We start from the raw sequence: 18,131 nt of genomic DNA on the forward strand, positions 1-18,131 counted from the left end.
GCCGAAGCCGATTAACGCACTCTTAAACCTTGCTGCCCCCATCCATTGCGAACGTTGAACACAGGTTTCCAGCACAATGACTTCGCGCTCCAAGTCTGCTCTCAGCACGTCTGTTCTCCGCAAGCCGAACACCAAGAAAGCCGCCGCCAAAGCAAAACCCTCCGGCAAAGCCGCAAGCAAAGCCGGCAAGCTTCCGGAGTGGAACCTCGCCGATCTCTATTCCGGGATCACCGCGCCGGAAGTGGCGCGCGATCTCGAGAAGATGGATGCCGATTGCGTCGCGTTCGAGACCGACTACAAGGGCAAGCTCGCGACAGGGACAGCAAAGGAAGATGGCGGAAAATGGCTCGCGGAGGCCGTGCGGCGTTACGAGGCGATCGACGATCTCGCCGGCCGGCTCGGCTCCTATGCCGGGCTCGTCCACGCCGGCGACAGCGTTGATCCCAAGATTTCAAAGTTTTACGGAGATGTGTCAGAACGGCTGACGGCTGCCTCCACCCATCTTCTGTTCTTCGCGCTCGAGCTCAACCGGATCGATGACGATATTTTGACCCGCGCGATGCAGGCTGCCGAGCTCGCGCATTATCGCCCCTGGATCGAGGATCTGCGCAAGGAGAAGCCGTATCAGCTCGACGACAAGCTCGAGCAGCTCTTCCTGGAAAAGGCGCAGACCGGCTATTCGGCCTGGAACAGGCTGTTCGACCAGACCATCTCCGGCCTGCGCTTCAAGGTCGGCGCCAAGGAGCTCGCGATCGAGCCGACGCTGAATTTCTTGCAGGACCGCGACGGCGCGAAGCGCAAGACCGCGGCGGAAGCCTTGGCAAAAACCTTCAAGGCCAATGAGCGCACCTTCGCGCTGATCACCAACACGCTCGCCAAGGACAAGGACATCTCCGACCGTTGGCGCGGCTTCAAGGACGTCGCGGATTCCCGCCATCTGAACAACCGCGTCGAGCGCGAGGTGGTGGATGCGCTGGTCGCCTCGGTGCGCGCGGCCTATCCAAGACTGTCGCATCGCTATTACGCGCTGAAGGCGCGCTGGTTCAAGAAGAAGCGGCTCGCTTATTGGGATCGCAACGCGCCGCTGCCCTTTGCCGCGACCGACACCATCGCGTGGCCCGAGGCGAGGAATATGGTGCTGACGGCCTATCGCGGCTTCTCGCCTGACATGGCCGACATCGCCGAGCGCTTCTTCACTGATCGCTGGATCGATGCGCCGGTCCGTCCCGGCAAGGCGCCGGGCGCCTTCTCGCATCCGACCACGCCGTCGGCGCATCCTTACGTGCTGATGAACTATCAGGGCAAGCCGCGCGACGTGATGACGCTTGCGCACGAGCTCGGCCACGGCGTGCACCAGGTGCTGGCGGCCAGGAACGGCGCGCTGATGGCGCCGACGCCGCTGACGCTCGCCGAGACCGCGAGCGTGTTCGGCGAGATGCTGACGTTCAAGCGTCTGCTCGCGCAGACCAAGAATGCAAAACAGCGCCAGGCCCTGCTCGCCGGCAAGGTCGAGGACATGATCAACACCGTGGTGCGGCAGATCGCGTTCTATTCCTTCGAGCGCGCCGTCCATACCGAGCGCAAGAACGGCGAGCTCACCGCGACGCGGCTCGGCGAGATCTGGCTCTCGGTGCAAAGCGAAAGCCTGGGGCCCGCGATCGAGATCAAGGCGGGCTACGAGAACTACTGGATGTACATCCCGCACTTCATCCATTCGCCGTTCTATGTCTACGCCTATGCCTTCGGCGACTGCCTCGTGAACTCGCTCTACGCGGTCTACGAGAATGCCACTGAGGGCTTCGCCGAGCGCTATCTCGACATGCTCGCTGCCGGCGGCACCAAGCACTATTCGGAGCTGCTGCGCCCCTTCGGGCTCGATGCCAAGGACCCCAAATTCTGGGACGGCGGCCTTTCCGTCATTGCCGGCATGATCGACGAGCTGGAGGCGATGGGCTGAAGCGGCGTCGGTCTGGCTTGCCTGCGCCGCGGCCGAGACCTGTTCGGCCCGGCACCGCGGCGTCGACGAAGCCGAACATCGCGCCAAAGCGGTCGGCTGCGGCTGCGACACTTTTTCGCGAGATCGTCACCGGCTCGGCGCTGGGACGAGACCGCGGGCGACGCCAAGGGGCCGTCCTCGGCGAATCCGGTCCCGAACGAGGTCATTGTCGCCAATTTGAAGCACCTCGCGGCCGCGGCGCCTTGCTTCGCGCCGGCGCATGTCCAGGCCACCTTCGAGACGGGTCTGGAGGTCCTGCTACGTGCGATTGAACGTTCGCCGAAACCGGCAAGACTAATCTTGTGCGGCACCCGCCCCTCATATTGCAACTATTGATTGATCTAGGCTGGGCGCCCGGGGAATGCAGCCATGGCCGAGCATGTGCATGCGTCTGGCGAGGATCACGCGCCGAGCACGGGGGCGATCGACTTCCGGCCTTGGGGCGAGAAACACAACGCCCTCGTCAAGAGCGAGATCGAGGCCATCAATACGCGTCGGGAGGCCGGCCGCCAGATCGAGACGGCGCAGCTCAAGCCCGGGCAGACCATCGAGGTCGTCGGGCTGGCGCTTTCCGGCGGCGGCATCCGTTCCTCTGCGGTCTGTCTCGGCGTGCTTCAGGCGCTGAACCATCACGACGTGATCAAGCGGATCGACTATCTCTCCACGGTTTCGGGGGGAGGTTATATCGGCAGCTCGTTGACGGCGACAATGACGGTCGCAAAGCGCTTCGTGTTCGGCCAGCCACCCAATCCCGGCGCGAAGAGCTTCAAGGCGGGCGAAGTCAGCGACACGCCTGAGGTCGGCCATATCCGCAACTATTCGAACTATCTCGTTCCGGCCGGCGTGCGCGATCTTTTGACCGGACTGGCGATCGTGGTCCGTGGGCTCGTGGCCAATGTCGGTCTTACCCTGCCGATCGTTCTGCTGCTGGCGGTCATCACCATCGTCTCGAACCCCGCCCGGTCGGCGCTCTATGCCGCGAATTTCTTTGGCGTTTCCGTCAGCAACGACTGCGACCGCCTGCATTGGTTTTCCGACACGATCGGCTTCTTCTTCTCGGTTGGCCTGCTTCTCGCCTTGGCGATCCTTGCCGTCAGCCGGTACCGCTACGGGGCGCCCTCGCGGCAATATGGCGACGGGTTTGACGATATCAGACGGGATCGCCGTGAGTTTCTGGCCTATGCCGCAGGAGTCGTGCTCACGCTGGGGCTGATCTGCGATCTGGCGCGGTTCGTGCCGGTCGATCATTTCGGCCTCACGCTGACGGCGAGCATCACCGGGCTTGTCATGTTCTTCTGGTGGGCGATCCGGCGATCGTACCTGCCGGCGAACAGGTTGCAGGAATTCCGCGGCCTGAGAACGCAGCAGGACACCGGCACAGCCGCGGTGCTGTTCAGTCGTTTGCCGACGATCGCCGCGACCTATCTCGTGCTGCTCTTCCTGATCGCCTTCTTCGAGTTTCAGCCGTTCATGATCGCTGAAATGTTCGACAATGCGGACGCAGCCTCGGATACCGGGCTCGGCGACGTCGCAGGCGTCGCCGTGACATGGCTGAAGTCGCTGGCCGCGATTACCGCGCCGATCGCCGCCGCCGTCACCCTGTTCAGGCAGCAATTCGCGGACTTGCTGAAGGGGAAGGGGACCTCCGACATGCTGGCGATCGCGCTGGCCCGCTCCGCCAACCTGGCGATCTGGATCGCCGGCGCGGCGTTGCCGCTGCTGATCTGGATCGCCTATCTCTATCTGACCTTCTGGGGCATCACCAACGACAAGCTCTTGCCGCAGCGCCTCTGTCCGAACGCGGTGACCGAATGGCCCTCGCTCGACCAGATCGACACGGTCAGGAGATCGAAGACTCGCCTGACCGGAACGCTTCAATTCGATTCCGACGCCGGAACTCTGAGCGCCGAGATAAAAGACCGGACGACGAAGCGTACACACACCGGAAAAAACCGCGAAGGGCGGCAGATCGAGCAGCGGCAGATCAAGCATGCGCCGGGCTGGGTGAATTCGGCCGCCGGCACCCTATCCCAGGCGCTTCGCTGGCTCGGCCTCGGCAGCACCATCGATACCGTCAAGCTTTGGCTCGGCGCGAACGTGCGCTGGTCGGTGATCGCGCTGTATCTCATTTTCGCGATCCTGCTGTTCCGCGGCTCGTGGTGCCTCGCGCCGAACGCCAATTCGCTGCATCGTCTCTATCGGGATCGCCTGAGCAAGGCATTCCTGTTCAAGCCGCTGCCGCGAAGCGAGCACGCGCCGGAAACGGACGTCCACCACAAACCGGCCCGGAACGTCGCGAGCATCGACCAGGGGCGTGACCTCGAACCTCTGGACGAGCTCAAGCTCAGCTCGCTCTGCGCCCATGGAAAGCTCCATGCTCCCTATCACCTGATCAACACGGCATTGAACATCCAGGGCTCCGACTTCGCCAACCGCAGGGGCCGCAACGCCGATTTCTTCGTGTTCGCGCCATTGTGGGTGGGAAGCGAGGCGACCGGCTACGCGCCGACGCTGAAATTCGAGAGCGGCGATCGCGGCCTCGATCTGGCGACGGCACTGGCGATCTCCGGCGCGGCCGCTTCGTCCAACATGGGATCGGATTCCATCAAGGCGCTGACGCCGACGCTCGCCTTGCTGAACGTGCGTCTCGGCTTCTGGCTCAAGAATCCGCGCTACGCGGAGAACAACGGCGAGGTGCAGCGACGGCCGTCGCCGTTCTATCTCTGGTCGGAAATATCGGGCCGGCTCTACGAGAACAGCGACGCCGTCTATCTGACGGACGGAGGGCACATCGAGAATCTCGGCGTCTACGAGCTGTTGCGGCGTCGTTGCAGGATCATCATTGCCGTCGACGCCGAGGCCGATGCGCCGATGAACCTCTCCTCGCTCGTCACGCTGCAGAGATACGCGCGCATCGATCTTGGCATCATCATCGACCTGCCATGGTCGCCGATTCGGACCTCTACGCTGGGCTGGATGGCCTGCAACGCCGGAAAGCCGCCGACGCCGCCGCCCGAATCGTCAGTCGGCCCCCACGTCGCGATCGGCACGATCGACTATGGCGGGGGAGACATGGGTTATCTCGTCTATATCAAGTCCTCGCTCACCGGCGACGAGAACGACTACGTCCGCGACTATGCACGCCGCTACGAGCGCTTTCCACACGAGTCCACGGGCGACCAGTTCTTCTCGGAGGAGCAGTTCGAGGTCTATCGCGCGCTTGGTTTCCACATCGCGCACCGATTCCTCGCCGGCCTCGACGACGTGTCCGTGAAGGACAAGCACGGCAAGTGCGTGCGGAAGCGCATCAGTGCCGACGACATCGAGCCGATCGGAACGATTCGTACCGCGCTGGGGCTTGCCGTTTCATCGTAGCCGGCGACGCGCCGATTCCGGTCATCGCTTGGGTGGGCGGGCCGCCCGCGCACCGTGTGCCCCGCCAATCGAGATTCCAAATCAGCCGATTTGCGGGAAAACTGCGCAGCTGTGCCGTTGCCCTGCCGGGCGGATTGCGGTAATGCCAGCCGGGAATTCGACTTTCGACTGGGGACATCCATGGCTGACCATAGCGAAGTGGCGTACACCACCGCCGACGGCAACGACTATGTTGCCCACGAGCAGACCTATGAGGGCTTCATCAAGCTGGTGAAGTACGGCACGGCCGCGGTCGCGCTCATCGTCATCCTGATGGCGATCTTCCTGACCTGATCCACCGTCGGCGGCACCGCCAACGACGGCGGCTGCTTAGAAAATTTGCATACAAGCCGGTTCCAAAACCGGTATCCAACGTTGCGGGAGTAACGCTAAATTCGCATGCGCGCTGTCCCGCGCCGCCGGAGGCCTCATGAAGATTGCCGTTGCCAAGGAAATCGATCCGTCCGAGCCGCGGGTCGCCGCTTCGCCGGATACGGTGAAGAAGTTCAAGGCTCTGGGCGCCGAGATCGCCGTCGAGCCCGGTGCCGGCGTGAAGTCGGGTCTGCTCGATTCCGACTATACCGCCGCCGGCGCGACCGTCAGCGCCGATGCGCTCGCTGACGCCGACATCATCATCAAGGTGAAGCGCCCCGAGGCGTCCGAGCTTGGCCAGTACAAGCGGGGCGCGCTGGTCGTCGCCATCATGGACCCCTACGGCAATGATGCCGCGCTGAAGACGATGGCCGATGCCGGTATCGCCGCCTTCGCCATGGAACTGATGCCGCGCATCACGCGCGCGCAGGTGATGGACGTGCTGTCGTCGCAGGCGAACCTGGCCGGCTACCGTGCCGTGATCGAGGGCGCCGAAGCCTTCGGCCGCGCTTTCCCGATGATGATGACCGCGGCCGGCACCGTGCCCGCCGCAAAAGTGTTCGTGATGGGCGTCGGCGTCGCCGGCCTCCAGGCGATCGCGACCGCGCGCCGTCTCGGCGCCATCGTCACCGCGACCGACGTGCGCCCCGCCACCAAGGAGCAGGTCGAATCGCTCGGCGCCAAATTCCTCGCCGTCGAGGACGAGGAGTTCAAGAACGCGCAGACCGCCGGCGGCTACGCCAAGGAAATGTCCAAGGAATACCAAGCCAAGCAGGCCGCTCTCACCGCCGAGCACATCAAGAAGCAGGACATCGTGATCACGACAGCGCTGATCCCAGGCCGGCCTGCGCCGAAGCTCGTCAGCGCCGAGATGGTCAAGTCGATGAAGCCGGGTTCGGTGCTGGTCGACCTCGCCGTCGAGCGCGGCGGCAATGTCGAGGGCGCCGAGCCGGGCGAGGTCGTCGATCTCGATGGCATCAAGATCGTCGGCTACACCAACGTTGCCGGCCGCGTCGCCGCGTCGGCCTCCGGCCTCTATGCGCGCAACCTGTTCTCCTTCATCGAGACCATGATCGACAAGAAAGAGAAGAAGCTTGCCGTGAACTGGGACGACGAACTCGTGAAGGCAACCGCCCTCACCAAGGACGGCGCCGTCATTCACCCGAACTTCCAGCCCAAGTCGGCTTAATTGGGCCTAGAGGAGAGAAGCCATGGAGCATGTTGCACAGGTCGTCGATCCCTTCATCTTCCGGCTGTCGATTTTCGTGCTGGCGGTGTTCGTCGGCTATTTCGTGGTGTGGTCGGTGACGCCGGCGCTGCATACGCCGCTGATGTCGGTCACCAACGCGATCTCCTCGGTGATCGTGGTCGGCGCGCTGCTCGCGGGCGGCGTCGCGAACGTGTCGAGCGGCTCGGGCTGGGCCCGGGGCTTCGGCTTCATCGCGCTGATCTTTGCCTGCATCAATATCTTCGGGGGCTTCCTTGTCACCCAGCGCATGCTGGCGATGTACAAGAAGAAGGCGAAGTAAGCGGCACCTCGGGGTGAAGAGGCGAATGGGGACCTGAGATGAACGCTAATCTGTCTGCATTGTTGTATCTCGTGGCGGGTGTGCTGTTCATCCTGTCGCTGCGCGGCCTTTCCAGCCCGGCGTCTTCGCGCCAGGGCAACCTGTTCGGCATGATCGGCATGGCGATCGCGGTCGCCACCACGCTTGCCAACCATCCGCCGGCCGATGGCCTTGCCTGGCTGCTCGTCATCGTCGGCATCGCCATCGGTGCCGCGATCGGCGCCGTCATCGCGCGCCGCGTGCCGATGACCTCGATGCCGGAGCTGGTCGCCGCCTTCCACTCGCTGGTCGGCATGGCCGCGGTGCTGGTCGCCGCTGGCGCGTTCTATGCGCCGGAAGCCTTCGACATCGGCACCCCCGGCAACATCCATACCCAGAGCCTGGTCGAAATGTCGCTCGGCGTCGCCATCGGCGCGCTGACCTTCACCGGCTCGGTGATCGCGTTCCTGAAGCTGTCGGCCCGCATGAGCGGTGCGCCGATCATCCTGCCGGCACGGCACCTCATCAACATCTCGCTCGCAGTCGCACTGGTCGCCTGCATCGTCGGGCTCGTCGTCACCGGCAGCCCGGTGTTCTTCTGGCTCAACGTCATCCTGGCGCTGCTGCTCGGCGTGCTCATGATCATCCCGATCGGCGGCGCCGATATGCCGGTCGTGATCTCGATGCTGAACTCCTATTCGGGATGGGCGGCGGCCGGCATCGGCTTCACGCTCGGCAACTCCGCGCTGATCATCACCGGCGCGCTGGTCGGCTCGTCCGGTGCGATCCTGTCCTACATCATGTGCCACGCGATGAACCGGTCCTTCATCTCGGTCATTCTCGGCGGGTTCGGCGGCGAGACCGCGGCGGCGGGCGGGGCGACCGGCGAGCAGAAGCCGGCGAAGCTCGGCTCGGCCGACGATGCCGCCTTCATCATGAAGAACGCCTCCAAGGTCATCATCGTGCCCGGCTACGGCATGGCGGTGGCACAGGCGCAGCACGCGCTGCGCGAAATGGCCGACATGCTGAAGAAGGAAGGCGTCGAGGTGAAGTACGCCATCCACCCGGTCGCGGGCCGCATGCCCGGCCACATGAACGTGCTGCTGGCCGAGGCCAACGTGCCCTATGACGAGGTGTTCGAGCTTGAGGACATCAACTCCGAATTCGCGCAGGCCGACATCGCCTTCGTGATCGGCGCCAACGACGTCACCAACCCCGCCGCCGAAGAGGACAAGACCTCGCCGATCTACGGCATGCCGGTGCTCCAGGTTTGGAAGGCCGGCACCGTGATGTTCATCAAGCGCTCGCTCGCTTCGGGTTACGCCGGCATCGACAATCCGCTGTTCTATCGCGACAACACCATGATGCTGCTCGGCGACGCCAAGAAGGTCACCGAGAACATCGTCAAGGCGATGTAACAACGCGGTAAGGAGCGGATCGTGGCCATCAACAAGGAATGGCACCGGTCCAATCGCATGTCGCCCAAAGCGACACGGGCGCAGCGGATTACATGGCACGCGGCCCACAGGGCTGCGTGCGCTTGCCGCGAGATTCCGGCAAGCATCCGCTCCGACGTCCTGAAATTGCTGCGAAGCCGTCGCAAGGCTTGAGCCGCGGACCGGCTGTGCAGCCCATGACATTCCTGAAGTGGATCGCCATCGTCGTCGCCGCCGGCTATCTCGCCGGTCTCGTCGTGCTGTATGTGAGGCAGCGCGACATGCTGTTCCCGATCCCGCCGGTTGGTCGAACGCTGCCGGATGCTGCAGGCCTTTCCGAGGCGGAAGAGCACGTGCTCACCACGTCGGACGGCGAGAAGGTCATCATCTGGCACGTGCCGGCAAAGCCCGGACGTCCCGTGATCCTCTATTTTCCCGGCAATGGCGATTTTCTCGCCGGCCTTGCCGGACGCTTCAAGGCCGTGACGGCCGGTGGCACCGGCCTCGTCGCGCTGTCCTATCGCGGTTATGCCGGCTCGAGCGGGGCGCCGAGCGAGGAGGGGATTCTGCGGGATGCCGCAGCCGCCTATGCCTTCACGACCGCGCGTTATGCGGCGCAACGGATTGTCGTCTGGGGCTTTTCGCTCGGGACCGGCGTGGCGGTCGCCGTCGCATCCGAGCAACCGGTTGGCAAGCTGATCCTGGAAGCGCCGTACACGTCGACGGTCGACGTCGCCGCCTCGGCCTTTCCCTTCGTTCCGGTGCGCCTCTTGATGCGCGACCAGTTTCGCTCGGACGAGCGGATCGCGCGCGTCACGGCGCCGCTGCTCCTCATGCATGGCACGGAGGATCCGGTGATCCCGATCGCGTTCGGCGAGCGGCTCTTTGCGCTCGCGCATCAGCCGAAGCAGCTCGTTCGCGTTCCCGGAGGAGGGCACGACAATCTCGACAGCTTTGGAGCCCATGAGATTGCGCGGCATTTCATCGATGGCAGCTAAGGGCTGACGGGCGCAATCTTCTCGCGCATAATCGGTGGGGCTTGCTTGAAGGGATCGCCTGCATGAGCGCACACGGACCGATGCCGCGGTCGTCATGGCTATTTCCGGCCCTGGCGGTGCTGCTGTTCTTGATCGTCGCCGCGACGGGGTACGGCTTCACCCTGTCCGTCGGCGGCTACGTGTTTGCGATCGTCCTGCTGGTGATCCTGTTCGGAACTGTGTTCGCTGCCGTTCACCATTCCGAGGTGATTGCGGAGCGGATCGGCGAGCCGTTCGGCACCTTGCTGCTCACGCTCGCGGTGACCATCATCGAGGTCGCGCTGATCACCACCATCATGCTCGGCGACAAGCCGGCGCCGGAGCTTGCGCGCGATACCGTGTTTGCGGTGGTGATGATCGTCTGCAACGGGCTCGTCGGCCTGTGCGTCTTCATCGGCGGCCTGCGCTACCGCGAGCAGGGTTTCCAGGTCTCGGGCGCCAACGTCTATCTCAGCATGCTGATCGCGCTGGCGACCATCACGCTGATCATGCCCAACTATACGCTGACGACGCCGGGCCCGATCTATTCGACGCTCCAGCTCGGCTTCGTCGATCTCGTGACGATCGTGCTCTATGGCGTGTTTCTCTACACGCAGACCGTGCTGCACCGCGATTATTTCATCAATCAGGCTGATGACGGGAAGGGCGGCGAAAGCCATCTGTCAGGCACGATGCTGGTTCTCAGCGTCGTCCTGCTGCTGGTCTCGCTCCTTGCCGTCGTTCTGCTCGCCAAGAAATTCTCGCTGGTGGTCGACGCGGTTGCGGCCATGATTGGTGCTCCACCGGCATTTGCCGGCCTCCTAGTTGCGCTCCTGATCCTGATGCCGGAGGGGGTCTCGGCGATCGCCGCGGCGCGCAAGAACGATCTCCAGAAAAGCATTAACCTGGCCCTCGGCTCCTCGCTCGCCACCATCGGGCTGACGATTCCGGCCGTCGGGCTCGCCACCTATGCGCTCGATCAGCCGCTCGTGCTGGGCCTCAATCCCCCGAACACCGCGCTGATGTTCCTGACATTCTTGCTGAGTATGCTGACCTTCGGCACCGGCAGGACCAACGTTCTGTTCGGGCTGGTCCATATGGTGGTATTTGCCGTCTACGTGTTCATGGTGTTCGTGCCGTAGCGGGGGGGAATGGGAATGCTGGCCGCCAAATCCGAGGTTCAGGTCGACAACGACGAGGTCCGGGTCACCGAGTGGCGGCTGCCGCCGGGCGGCGCGACCGGCCATCACATTCACGGGATGGACTATGTGATCGTTCCCGTCACGGCCGGCGAGATGACCATCGTGGCGCCCGGCGGGGAACGCTCCAAGGCGCAGCTTGCGGCGGGCAAGTCCTACTTCCGCAAGGCCGGTGTCGCGCACGACGTGCTTAACGAAACCGCAACGGAGATCGTGTTCCTTGAGATTGAACTGAAACCGTAAAGGCGGCTGTGCCAATTGCCACCGATCCGTCGCAGTTGAACCCCTTACTATTGCCTCAAAGTTCCCGCATCAGATCGTGTGGGGAGTGGCCGGAATGCTGAAATACCTGACTAAAATCTCCATGGATATCTTCCCCTCGGTGCTCGCGACGATCATCGGGGCGTACATCGTTAATCACTACATCAACGCTCGGCCGGCCCCCGACACTCCCGCCGCCGCGGTCGCCCCTGCCCAGACCAAGAAGGATGCCAAGCCTGCCGAGGTCGCGAATCTCCCCGCGCCCGGAGTGAAGGCCAAGGGTGTCTCCGAAAAGAGCGTCTCCGAGAAGGGCATTTCCGAGAAGACCGTGACGGACAAGCCGGCGGCCGAGAAGCCTGCGGACAAGGCTGCTGACCAGCCGGCCGAGGCCAAGCCGGCCGAGACTGCGCCCGCCGAGACCGCCGCCGCTCCCGCCACGTCGCGCGGCCGGCCGACGCCTTCCCGCGACAGCAAGGCGATGGCCAAGGCAACGCCTGCCCCGGCCGGCAGTGCCCCGGTCGTCACCGCGCCGGCCTCTGAGACCACTCAGGCTCCGGCGTCGAATGCCGCCACCCCTGACGCCAACGATCTCGCCCGTGCCGCGATCGAGCGGCTGCGCAAGTCGCCCGAGGCCGGCTCGCAGGAGGCGGCCCGTGCGCCCGAGGCTCCGCGCGTTCACGAAGCTCCGCGCCTGGTGACTGCGGCTCCGCCGGCCATACAGCCGCTGCCGCCGCCGATCACGGTGTCGACGCCAGGCCCCGAGGCCTACGGCTCCCCGACGACGTCGAATCCGCCCTACACCGCGTCAGTCGGCTCGGATGATGCGAATCGGCTGACGCCACCGGCCGACATCCCGGTCCCGGTGGTGGTCGCGCCGCCGCTCGACCTGCGGGCCGATGCGGCCGGCCCCATGCCGAAGGCAAAGACCAATGTCGCCGACGAGATGCTGTCAGGCATGAAGTCGATGTTCCACGCGGTCCTGCCGAAGGGCGTCACCCCGGACTGACCTGGAGCATGATCCGGAAAAGTGTGGAGCGGTTTTCCCTCGCGACAAACGCGGGACGCGTTTGCGCGGAGATCATGCTCAAACAATAACCTAAAGCGCGATGACGATTCATCCCAATCTCATCGCGCTTTAGCGCGGCTCGCGCCTGCGATCCCGTTCTTAGCCACCGACGCGGGCAAGCCCGCTGCGGGCGGCATCGTCGCGTGGACGTAGCGCGACCGCCTTTGTGTAGGACGCCGCCGCCTTGGCCCTGTCGCCGAGGCGCTCATAGGCGATCCCGCGCGTGGTCCAGACCTGCGCATTGTGCGGATCGGCCTCGGCGGCCTCGTCGAGGTCGGCTGCGGCTTCCTTGACCTTGCCGACCGCGAGATAGCTGATGGCGCGGCCGAGCAGCGGCTCCGGCTTCTGCGGATTGAGCCCGCTCGCCGCGCTGAAATCCGCGATCGCGAACTCGTGCTCGTTGTTGCCTTGATAGATCAGGGCGCGTCCATAGAGCGCCTGTGCATTGTAGGGATCGAGCGCGACCGCGCGGTTGAACTCTTCGAGCGCCGCCGCCGTCTCTCCCGATTTCGCAAGCGCCTGGCCCTTTGCCGTATGGCTCTGGGCCTCGGCGACGTTGCCGGCGCTGACCGCGCTCTCGACGGGCGCAGGAGCGGCCTTGGGCGCGTCCTGCGGCTTCTCCTTCTCCGGCATCAGCGATCCCAGGTCGAACGAGCAGCCGGACAGTGCGATCGCGATCAGTGAGAGTGTGATTGAGCGCCGCCAGGGTCGGCACGACCGTGCCGGGCTGTGCTCGGGGAAAGGGGAAGCCATCTACGGGTTCGCTCGCGCTGGTGCCGCATCGGTAGTGCCCCGTCCCAGAAAAGGCACCGCTCACAAAACAATAACGCGGGCCCGGGGCCCGCGTCATCGAAAACTCAGTCTTGCAAGTCTGGTAAAATCAAGCGCGGCAAGATCAGCGCGGTCCGCGCGGACCAGCACCCGGGCCGCCACGGCCGCCAGCGCCACGCTCGCCACCGGGGCCAGCGCCGAACACCGGCTTCGGCTTCATCGGCAGCAGGCCTTCGCGCTGCAGCTTCTTGCGGGCCAGCTTGCGCGCGCGGCGCACGGCCTCGGCCTTTTCGCGAGCCTTCTTCTCGGAGGGCTTTTCGTAGTGACCGCGGAGCTTCATCTCGCGGAAAATACCCTCGCGCTGCATCTTCTTCTTCAGCGCCTTGAGGGCTTGATCGACATTGTTATCGCGAACGAGAACCTGCACGCGGCATCCTCTTCAGTGGATCGGATTTGAATTCTGGTAAGTCAAAGGGGATGGCAGAAAGCGCAAGCCCTTAACCTTGAGCGCGCGGATGTATCAGACAAAACCTGAGATGTCCACCGGGCAAGCGGTCTTTCGGGCCAAGATAAGCCATTAAATGGGGCAAAAATGCCCTCGTACGGCCTCGATTTGGGTGATTCGGCGCCAATGGCGGGGCCGTTCCCGGAGCTTTGATCCGGAGAACTTGGAAATCAGGGGAGACGCCCATGGATATGAAAAAATACGCCGCCGAGGCAATCGGCACCTTTTGGCTCACATTCGCAGGTTGCGGCAGCGCGGTGATCGCAGCCGGATTTCCGCAGGTCGGGATCGGCCTGCTCGGCGTGTCCCTGGCATTCGGCCTCAGCGTGGTGACCATGGCCTACGCCATCGGCCACATCTCGGGTTGCCATCTCAACCCGGCCGTCACGGTCGGTCTTGCCGCGGGCGGCCGGTTCCCGACCGGACAGATCCTGCCCTATATCGTGGCGCAGGTCGTCGGCGCGATCGTCGCGGCCGCGCTGCTCTATGTGATCGCCAGCGGCGCCCCGGGCTTCGACGTCACCAAGGGCTTTGCGTCGAACGGCTATGGTGCGCATTCGCCCGGCCAGTACGGCATGGTGGTGTGCTTCATCACCGAGGTGGTGATGACCATGATGTTCCTGTTCATCATCATGGGCGCCACGCACGGAAGGGCGCCTGCGGGTTTCGCGCCGCTCGCGATCGGGCTCGCGCTGGTGATGATCCATCTCGTCAGCATTCCCGTCACCAACACGTCGGTGAACCCGGCGCGCAGCACCGGGCCTGCCTTGTTCGTCGGCGGCTGGGCGCTCGCGCAACTGTGGCTGTTCTGGCTTGCGCCGCTGATCGGCGGCGCGCTCGGCGGCGCGATCTATCGTTGGCTCAGCGAAGAGCCGGCCGGCGTCGTCGCCGGTGTGAAGACCGCGTGATCCATGTGGGGGATCGCGAAGCGCCGCGGTCCCCTCACTTGTCGCGGGCCGGAAGCACTTCGGTGATGTGGCCCATCTTGCGGCCCGGCCGCGGCGTGCCCTTGCCGTAGATGTGGATGGTTGCACCCGGAACGGTCAGCCATTCCTGGTAGCGGTTGATCTCTTCACCGATGAGATTGGTCATGGTGACGACCTCGCCGTGCCGCACCGGCTTGCCGAGCGGCCAGCCGGCGATGGCGCGGATGTGCTGCTCGAACTGAGACACGGACGCGCCGTCGAGCGTCCAGTGCCCGGAGTTATGCACGCGCGGCGCAATCTCGTTCACCAGCACCTTCGGCCCCGTGCCGTTGGCGAGCACGAACATCTCGACCGCCAGCACGCCGACATAATCGAGCGCGTCGGCGATCTTGCCGGCGACGTTGCGCGCCTCTTCGGCAAGCGCGTCCGGAATCGCTGCCGGTGCGCGCGAGACCTTGAGGATGTGATCGCGGTGCTCGTTCTCGGTGACGTCGAAGCATTCGACCTGGCCTTCGGCCGAGCGCGCGGCGATCACGGAGATCTCGCGCTCGAACGGCACAAAGGCTTCGAGGATCGCGGCTTTCGTTTCGAGGCTGGTCCACACTTTCGCGATGTCGTCGCCCTCGCGAATGATCGCCTGGCCCTTGCCGTCATAGCCGAAGCGGCGCGTCTTCAGCACGGCAGGCAGGCCGATCCTGACGATTGCCTCCCGCAACGAGGCGACCGAGGTGACGTCGGCATAGGCGGCGGTGCCGATCCCGAGCCGGGTCACAAAATCCTTCTCGGCGAGCCGGTCCTGGGTGGTCTCGAGGATCTTGCGGTTGGGCAGCACGGGGCGGCGTGCGTCCAGCACCAGCGCGGCTGCGGCCGGCACGTTCTCAAACTCGTAGGTGATGACGTCGACGTCGTTCGCGAACAGCTCGAGCGCCTCGACGTCGGCATATTCCGCGCAGGTCGCGTTCAGCACGACATCGAAGGCGGGTGAGTCCGGGTCGGGCGAGAACACCTGGCAGCGCAGGCCGAGCCGCGCCGCTGCCATCGCGAGCATCCGCCCCAATTGTCCACCGCCGAGGATTCCGATGGTGTCGCCGGGCTTCAGCTTCACCCGTTTGGTGCCAGTCACGCCTTGTCCTCCGGGCGCTCGGCCACGGCGTCGGTCTGCGCCTTGCGCCAGGCCACGAGGCGATCGGACAGCGCCGGATCGGACAGGGCCAGCACGGCCGCGGCCAGGAGCGCCGCGTTGATCGCGCCCGCCTTGCCGATGGCGAGCGTGCCGACCGGGATGCCGGCGGGCATCTGGACGATCGAGTGGAGCGAATCGACGCCCCTGAGCGCCTTGGATTCGACGGGCACGCCGAACACCGGCAGTTCCGTCAGCGCCGCCGTCATGCCGGGCAGATGCGCGGCACCGCCGGCGCCGGCGATGATGACCTTGAAGCCTTCGGCCTTGGCGCCCTTGGCAAAGGCAAACAGCCGTTCCGGAGTGCGGTGGGCCGAGACGATGCGGCTTTCGCAGGCGACGCCGAGCGCTGTGAGCGTATCGGCGGCATGCCGCATGGTGTCCCAATCCGACTGGCTTCCCATGATGATGGCGATCGGCGCGGTCATGACGTCAATTGTGCTCGGGAATACAGAAACATAGGCCAGATTAACGGTTCCGGCCGGCGGCTCGCAAGGCGGTGGCAAGGAGAAGGGAATGCACTATCCTGTCTTGGTGAATCCCCGCAAGCCTTCATTGAGCAGGATGCCCATGAAGAAACCAAAAAGGGCGATCGCTGCGAAGGCAAAAAAGGGCCGGAAAAGCAGCGGGAGCCGATCCAAACCCGCGGCCAGCCGCGCGAGGCGGCCGGCCAAGCAGCCCGCCGCGACCGCTGACGGGGCCAAGAACAATGCCAAGAACGAGGCAAAGGCGACCATCCGCAGCCTGCGCACCAAGCTTGCCCAGGCCCAGCGGCGCATCGACGAACTCGAGGCTGCCGCCGATACCGACTTCCTGCTCGGCATCCCGAACCGGCGCGGCTTCGAGCGCGAGCTGCACCGCGCGATCGCCTACATGACGCGCTACGCCGCCCGCGGCGCGCTGATCGTGCTCGACGTCGATCGCCTGAAGCCCATCAACGACAGCTTTGGTCACGCCGCCGGTGACGAGGTGCTCAAGGCGATTGCCGCCACGCTGACGCGACAGGTACGTGCCTCTGACGTAGTCGGCCGTCTCGGTGGCGACGAGTTTGCGCTCTTGTTGTGGAATCTCAGCGAGACCGATGCCAAGGCCAAGGCCGCGGCTTTCGAGCAGGCGATCGACGATCTGTCCTTTGTCTTTCGTGGCCAACGCGTGAATGCGGGTGCCTCCGCCGGCGTCGCTCTGCTCGGCTCTCACGCCGAGGCAGGCCGCGCGCTGGAGGAAGCCGACGCAGCCATGTACGTGCGCAAGGCGCAGCGGCGGCACGAGCCGCGGATCAGGCTGATCAGCAGTTAGGCTTCAGCAGCTAACCCTACAGCGCGCTGAGGTCCTCCGGCACGTTGCCGAACTTGCGTAGCAGCTTGGCGTCGCCGAACTCGCCGGTCATGGGATCGCCGCTGCGGCTGAACGCGATCGCGCCGATATGGCCGGCGCCGTGCGCCAGGATCTCGGCGCGCCGCAGCGCTGCCGCCGAGGTCTGGCATTCCTCCGCTGCGCCCGCGACCGGCGATCCGTCTTCGTCGGTGAGGAAAGGCAGTGCAACGTAATAGGTGACATCGGACATGATCGGCTCCGAGTGCTCGTTGGCTCACGCGGCGCTGGAGGTGCTCCGCATCTTGTTGCGCGACGTCTCGGGAATGCAGCCGGCCGAAATTGCCGCCTGCAACTCCTCGAGCTCCGCTTCCAGATATTCGTTGGCCATGATCAGCGCCTTGATGGTGCTGCGCAGATTGCCGTCACACATCGCGATCGCCTGATCGCAGGCTTGCTCATAATGGCTGTTGTCGAAGGCGGCTGCGGACATGGCATTTCCCCGGAAGCGGTTGATGGCCGAATGTTCTCTCTTTGTTCTTTTTGAGTCAAGAGGAATCCGGGGCGCGGAAAACGCATTGGGCATGCCGGCGGCGCTCAGGCGATGATGTCGGGCGTGATCTGGTCTTCGATGAAGGCGATACGGTCGCGCAACAACAGCTTGCGTTTCTTCAGGCGCTGTAACCGCAACAGGTCGGGGGCGGGCGATTGATGCAATGCATCGATCGCCGCATCGAGATCTCGGTGTTCCTGCTGCAACCGGGCGAGCTCGGATTCGAGTTCGCGCTCGTCTTCATTGGTCATGATGTGCGGTAGCCGGAAAACCCGATGAGGTTGCGAAAGCCTGTGGAAGGCCTGTGGAAAGTATCGTCCTTGCGCGACGTGATCGCAAGCGATCTGGGTCCTCTATCAACGTTCTCTCGCAAGATATTTGAGTGGATCGCGGCGCCGTCGCGGAAGCGGCATTGAAATCATGGACAATTCCAGTCGCAGTTCCGTACTCACGGTTCATTACATATGAATTTTCAAAAATGACAGTACGACCACGGATACCCATCGACAGAACGAATCGGTGATGTAGACTTGTTTGTCCGGATCGAATTCTGAGGTTCAACCCTACCGAGGAGGTTT

Annotated in this window: 19 protein-coding genes; 12 read left to right on the top strand and 7 right to left on the bottom strand. The window is 64.3% G+C overall.

Going from position 1 to position 18,131, the window contains the following annotated elements; translation table 11 throughout:
* Nucleotides 1-76 precede the first annotated feature (76 nt).
* The 10 genes from QQL28_RS22695 (at nucleotide 77) to QQL28_RS22740 (ending at nucleotide 12,247) form a co-directional block, all read left to right on the top strand.
* Nucleotides 77-1,957: a M3 family oligoendopeptidase gene (locus tag QQL28_RS22695; RefSeq protein ID WP_284268851.1), complete on the top strand. Its 1,881-nt coding sequence runs from the start codon at nucleotides 77-79 to the stop codon at nucleotides 1,955-1,957.
* Between the two features lie 408 nt (nucleotides 1,958-2,365).
* Nucleotides 2,366-5,371, top strand: a complete 3,006-nt coding sequence (locus QQL28_RS22700) for a patatin-like phospholipase family protein (RefSeq protein WP_284268853.1) — start codon at nucleotides 2,366-2,368, stop codon at nucleotides 5,369-5,371.
* Nucleotides 5,372-5,551: 180 nt separating this feature from the next.
* The gene (locus tag QQL28_RS22705) at nucleotides 5,552-5,704 is read left to right on the top strand and encodes an aa3-type cytochrome c oxidase subunit IV (RefSeq protein WP_166813382.1); all 153 of its coding nucleotides are present in this window, start codon (nucleotides 5,552-5,554) and stop codon (nucleotides 5,702-5,704) included.
* Nucleotides 5,705-5,840: 136 nt separating this feature from the next.
* Nucleotides 5,841-6,971 carry a Re/Si-specific NAD(P)(+) transhydrogenase subunit alpha gene (locus QQL28_RS22710; protein WP_284268856.1) on the top strand — a complete coding sequence of 377 codons (1,131 nt, stop codon included), beginning with the start codon at nucleotides 5,841-5,843 and terminating at the stop codon, nucleotides 6,969-6,971.
* A gap of 22 nt (nucleotides 6,972-6,993) precedes the next feature.
* Nucleotides 6,994-7,311 (top strand): proton-translocating transhydrogenase family protein, encoded by a 318-nt coding sequence (locus QQL28_RS22715; RefSeq protein ID WP_254099863.1) that lies wholly within the window; start codon nucleotides 6,994-6,996, stop codon nucleotides 7,309-7,311.
* Nucleotides 7,312-7,349: 38 nt separating this feature from the next.
* Nucleotides 7,350-8,747: an NAD(P)(+) transhydrogenase (Re/Si-specific) subunit beta gene (locus QQL28_RS22720; protein ID WP_284268860.1), complete on the top strand. Its 1,398-nt coding sequence runs from the start codon at nucleotides 7,350-7,352 to the stop codon at nucleotides 8,745-8,747.
* 215 nt (nucleotides 8,748-8,962) lie between these two features.
* Nucleotides 8,963-9,763, top strand: coding sequence for an alpha/beta hydrolase (locus tag QQL28_RS22725; protein WP_284268861.1), 801 nt, complete (start codon nucleotides 8,963-8,965; stop codon nucleotides 9,761-9,763).
* Between the two features lie 62 nt (nucleotides 9,764-9,825).
* A complete protein-coding gene (locus QQL28_RS22730; protein ID WP_284268862.1) occupies nucleotides 9,826-10,923 on the top strand; it encodes a calcium:cation antiporter in 1,098 nt (365 codons plus the stop codon).
* 15 nt (nucleotides 10,924-10,938) lie between these two features.
* On the top strand, nucleotides 10,939-11,223 hold the full coding sequence (locus QQL28_RS22735; protein ID WP_284268863.1) for a cupin domain-containing protein: 285 nt from the start codon (nucleotides 10,939-10,941) through the stop codon (nucleotides 11,221-11,223).
* Between the two features lie 94 nt (nucleotides 11,224-11,317).
* On the top strand, nucleotides 11,318-12,247 hold the full coding sequence (locus tag QQL28_RS22740; protein WP_284268864.1) for a hypothetical protein: 930 nt from the start codon (nucleotides 11,318-11,320) through the stop codon (nucleotides 12,245-12,247).
* A 159-nt stretch (nucleotides 12,248-12,406) separates the two neighbouring features.
* On the opposite strand, the gene QQL28_RS22745 is transcribed toward QQL28_RS22740, so the two are convergent.
* Nucleotides 12,407-13,060, bottom strand: coding sequence for a tetratricopeptide repeat protein (locus QQL28_RS22745; RefSeq protein WP_284268865.1), 654 nt, complete (start codon nucleotides 13,058-13,060; stop codon nucleotides 12,407-12,409).
* 142 nt (nucleotides 13,061-13,202) lie between these two features.
* Nucleotides 13,203-13,505 carry a 30S ribosomal protein S21 gene (gene rpsU, locus QQL28_RS22750; RefSeq protein ID WP_027525171.1) on the bottom strand — a complete coding sequence of 101 codons (303 nt, stop codon included), beginning with the start codon at nucleotides 13,503-13,505 and terminating at the stop codon, nucleotides 13,203-13,205.
* Between the two features lie 263 nt (nucleotides 13,506-13,768).
* On the opposite strand from rpsU, the gene aqpZ reads away from it, so the two are divergent.
* Complete coding sequence (gene aqpZ / locus QQL28_RS22755) at nucleotides 13,769-14,491, top strand: aquaporin Z (protein WP_284268872.1); 723 nt, start codon at nucleotides 13,769-13,771, stop codon at nucleotides 14,489-14,491.
* A 34-nt stretch (nucleotides 14,492-14,525) separates the two neighbouring features.
* On the opposite strand, the gene QQL28_RS22760 is transcribed toward aqpZ, so the two are convergent.
* Together QQL28_RS22760 and purE are read right to left on the bottom strand one after the other, a co-directional pair.
* On the bottom strand, nucleotides 14,526-15,632 hold the full coding sequence (locus tag QQL28_RS22760; RefSeq protein ID WP_284268873.1) for a 5-(carboxyamino)imidazole ribonucleotide synthase: 1,107 nt from the start codon (nucleotides 15,630-15,632) through the stop codon (nucleotides 14,526-14,528).
* The gene (gene purE / locus QQL28_RS22765) at nucleotides 15,629-16,117 is read right to left on the bottom strand and encodes a 5-(carboxyamino)imidazole ribonucleotide mutase (RefSeq protein ID WP_284268875.1); all 489 of its coding nucleotides are present in this window, start codon (nucleotides 16,115-16,117) and stop codon (nucleotides 15,629-15,631) included. The genes QQL28_RS22760 and purE overlap by 4 nt, the downstream gene beginning before the upstream one ends.
* Before the next feature lie 142 nt (nucleotides 16,118-16,259).
* Between purE and QQL28_RS22770 the strand changes: the two genes are divergently transcribed.
* A complete protein-coding gene (locus QQL28_RS22770) occupies nucleotides 16,260-16,985 on the top strand; it encodes a GGDEF domain-containing protein (protein WP_284268877.1) in 726 nt (241 codons plus the stop codon).
* Nucleotides 16,986-17,001: 16 nt separating this feature from the next.
* Here the strand turns inward: QQL28_RS22770 and QQL28_RS22775 are convergent, their stop codons facing one another.
* The 3 genes from QQL28_RS22775 to QQL28_RS22785 form a co-directional block, all read right to left on the bottom strand.
* Nucleotides 17,002-17,253 (bottom strand): hypothetical protein, encoded by a 252-nt coding sequence (locus QQL28_RS22775; RefSeq protein WP_254099838.1) that lies wholly within the window; start codon nucleotides 17,251-17,253, stop codon nucleotides 17,002-17,004.
* Between the two features lie 24 nt (nucleotides 17,254-17,277).
* Nucleotides 17,278-17,493: a hypothetical protein gene (locus QQL28_RS22780; RefSeq protein WP_254099836.1), complete on the bottom strand. Its 216-nt coding sequence runs from the start codon at nucleotides 17,491-17,493 to the stop codon at nucleotides 17,278-17,280.
* 104 nt (nucleotides 17,494-17,597) lie between these two features.
* On the bottom strand, nucleotides 17,598-17,804 hold the full coding sequence (locus QQL28_RS22785) for a YdcH family protein (protein ID WP_247319678.1): 207 nt from the start codon (nucleotides 17,802-17,804) through the stop codon (nucleotides 17,598-17,600).
* Nucleotides 17,805-18,131 lie beyond the last annotated feature (327 nt).

The organism is Bradyrhizobium iriomotense (assembly GCF_030160715.1).
GTDB classification, from domain to species: Bacteria; Pseudomonadota; Alphaproteobacteria; order Rhizobiales; family Xanthobacteraceae; genus Bradyrhizobium; species Bradyrhizobium iriomotense.